This is a genomic window from Peterkaempfera griseoplana (genome assembly GCF_001418575.1).
In the GTDB taxonomy this organism is placed as follows: domain Bacteria; phylum Actinomycetota; class Actinomycetes; order Streptomycetales; family Streptomycetaceae; genus Peterkaempfera; species Peterkaempfera griseoplana.
Genome location: NZ_LIQR01000429.1, coordinates 1 through 2,981, shown reverse-complemented (window position 1 = coordinate 2,981; position 2,981 = coordinate 1). Strand labels below are relative to the sequence as shown.

The 2,981-nt window shown below is 72.5% G+C and carries 2 protein-coding genes; one reads left to right on the top strand and one right to left on the bottom strand.

Going from position 1 to position 2,981, the window contains the following annotated elements:
- The coding region (locus tag AOK09_RS28600) for a beta-xylosidase family glycoside hydrolase (protein ID WP_456153972.1) at window positions 1–818 on the top strand (818 nt) is incomplete at its 5' end.
- 595 nt (window positions 819–1,413) lie between these two features.
- On the opposite strand, the gene AOK09_RS28595 is transcribed toward AOK09_RS28600, so the two are convergent.
- Window positions 1,414–2,979, bottom strand: coding sequence for an ADP-ribosyltransferase domain-containing protein (locus tag AOK09_RS28595; RefSeq protein ID WP_245687516.1), 1,566 nt, complete (start codon window positions 2,977–2,979; stop codon window positions 1,414–1,416).
- Window positions 2,980–2,981 lie beyond the last annotated feature (2 nt).

The following is a 2,981-nucleotide window of genomic DNA, read 5'->3' as shown; positions in this document are numbered from 1 at the left end:
AGTGGTACCTCACCCACCTCGTCGGGCGTCCCCACGCCACCCGAGGGCGCTGCATCATGGGCCGGGAGACCGCGATCCAGAAGGTCACCTGGACCGGTGACGGATGGCCGCGCGTCGCCGGCGCCGTACCGCAGTTGACCGTGCCGGCCCCCGCCCTGCCCGCCGTCCCCTTCCCCGAGGAGCCCCAGCGCGACGACTTCGCCGGCCCCCGCCTCGGCCCCCGCTGGGCCACCCTCCGCCGTCCGGCGGGCGACGACTGGATCGACCTCACCCAGCCCGGCCGCCTGCGCATCCGCGGTGGGCAGTCGCCCCGGGGCAAGCGCACCCCCAGCCTGGTCGCCCGCCGCGTCAGCGACCGCCACTGCTCCCTGGAGACCACGGTCTCCTTCACGCCGCGCAGTGAGCGCCAGTTCGCCGGTGTCACCGCGTACTACGACACCCTCAACTGGCACTACGCCTACATCACCGGCGACGAGGAGTCCCGCACACTCCACGTCGAAACCTGCGACGACGGCCGCCGGATCGACCACACCTCGGCCATCACCGACCTGCCCGCCGACGGCGAGGTCCATCTGCGGGTCACCGTCGACGACACCCAGGTCCGCTTCGGCTACGCCCTCGCCGTCGACGACTGGCGGGAGTTGAAGGCCGTCTGCGACGCCACCATCCTGTCCGACGAGTACGCGGGGGAGAACCCGCTCGAAGGCCGCCCGGCCGGTCCCGCCTTCACCGGTGCCTTCCTGGGGCTCTGGGTTCACGACCTGGGGGCGGACGGCGGTTACGCCGACTTCCACCACGCCACCTACCGGGCGCACTGACCGGGCGGCACCCTACCCGGCCGGAGCGGTGCAGGTCCGCGCCCTCCCCGAGTCCGGTCGCGGTCCCGGCTGCACCGCGTTCGCGTGGGCGGGGTCACCGGAGACTCTCTCCGGTGGCCCCGTCGCCATGCCGTGGGCCCGATGGGAACGGCCCGTCGGGCGGGGCGGTCCCGGACGGCGCGGCTCGACCGCGGCGGGCCCGCGCCGGGCCGGGCGACGGTCACAGCCCGGCGTGCCGGAGCCGTGGGACGCTGACCCGGCCCGCTGATCCGCAGGGATGGACGACCGGCGTCCGCCCTCCGGCGCCGCGCTCGACGAGGCCTGGCGACGGTCCCGTCCACCGGCAGCCGCACCTCGACGGAGAGGTGTCCTGGCCGCGCCATCCAGGCGATGCCGATGGGCGCGCCCGGAGGCCGGGGCCCTGACCAGGGCCAAGTCCATGAGGCTGTGCCCAGCTCGCCCGACCGCGGCCCCGCCCGCGGCGGCGGCCGAACCGGCGTGGACTCGTGGAGCGCGGACACGCGCGCCCGGCCGGGCACCGTCGGCAGAGCCCTGCCTCCGACCGCCCCCGGCGGCGGACGGAGCGGCCGGCCGGTCAGGACACCAGGGGCTGCTCCTCCGACTCGGTCAGCCTCACGGTGCACAGGCCGCCACGCTCGACCTTGACCTCGGTCACCTCCAGCTGGGTCCCCGGCAGGAGGATGAACTCCTCCTCCCCGGTGAACGCGGAGAAGTCCCGGATGCCCACGGCCCTGGCCGGGACCACCTCGAACAGCGTCCGCTTGCCGCGGCCGCCGAGGAACGCCTTGGCCACACCGAGCCGGGACGTGCACGAGGACACACCCCACCAGGTCACGGTCCGTCCCAGCGGGTACTGCGCACGCAGATCCAGCCCCACCCCGCGCCACAACGGCGCGGTACGGACGGGGAGTTGCGACACCGCGGAGAACAGCAGCCGCAGATAGGGCAGGTAGGGGACGAGCCTGCTCCGGTCCGGGGAGCGCAGGATGGCGTTGATCTCCCGGTAGAACGCGGACTCGCAGGTGTAGAGGTGGAGGGCGGCTATCGCCTCCGCCGACAGGCCCTGGGAGCCTTCGTCCGCCCGCCGTTTGCCGAACTCGTGCGAGCGGTCGATGTCCCGGCCCAGGCCGGACAGCACCGCGGCGACGGGGGAGACGGCCTCCCGGAAGTCCATCAGCGGGGTGTCGAACACCCCCGTGATCGCGGGCAGGACGAGCCCCTCGTCCTTCACACCGGAGAGCCGGTCGAGGTACAGCTGGTGCAGCTCCATGGTGGACGCGATGAAGGCGCCCATACGGTCGGCGACTCCGCCGCCGTCCCCGTCCGTGCCCGCGGTGAGCGTGTCCCAGCCGGTGCTCGGCAGCCAGTCGACCTCGTCGGCGCCTACAGACGCCAGAGCCGCGTTCACCGTGGCGAAGTGATCGCCGTCGCAGAAGATGTCGCCCTGCGCTGCCGGATTGGCGTGGTCGATGTGCCGGACCTCGACCGCGGGATACTTCTTCTGCAGTTCGACGACCACCTTCTTCAGGCTGCGAGCGTGCGCCCCCCACCATGCGAAGACGACCCCGCGGTCCTCCTCGTCGGCGTCCTGCTTGGCCCTGAGGATCTCCTCGACGATCCGCTCGGCGACCGGCCGCCAGAAACCGGTGTGCCGGTCGGTGCCCATGGCCCCGTCCCCGCTGGCCGTCAGCGCCGCGTTCAGCAGCAGGACACCCTGCGTGAGCATGGCCTGAAACCACTCCGGCGGCTGCACCGTGTCCTGCTTCTTCAACAGTGCGCGGATGTCGGCTATCGGGGTCTTCTTGGGAATGCCGTACTTCCACATCGCCGCCGCCTTGATGATGCAGCGGATGCTGACGACCCTGCCGAACTGACTGTCCTTCCAGTCGTGGAAGGTGTTGTCGAACATGGCGATGCCGGTGGCGCTCTCCGGCCGCGGGTAGGGGTTCTGGCCGAAGATGACGACCTTCCACTTGTGCGGCCCGTTGGGCTTCAGCGCCTGGAAGGTCAGCTCGCGGACGGGGACGACCTCCGGGCTGCGCGCCGGTCCGATGAACGCGGCCGCGTCCGGCTGGGCCTCGATCACCGGCTTCAGCAGCGGGAGCCATGGTTCACCGCCGCCGCTGAACAGCTCCGCCAGGG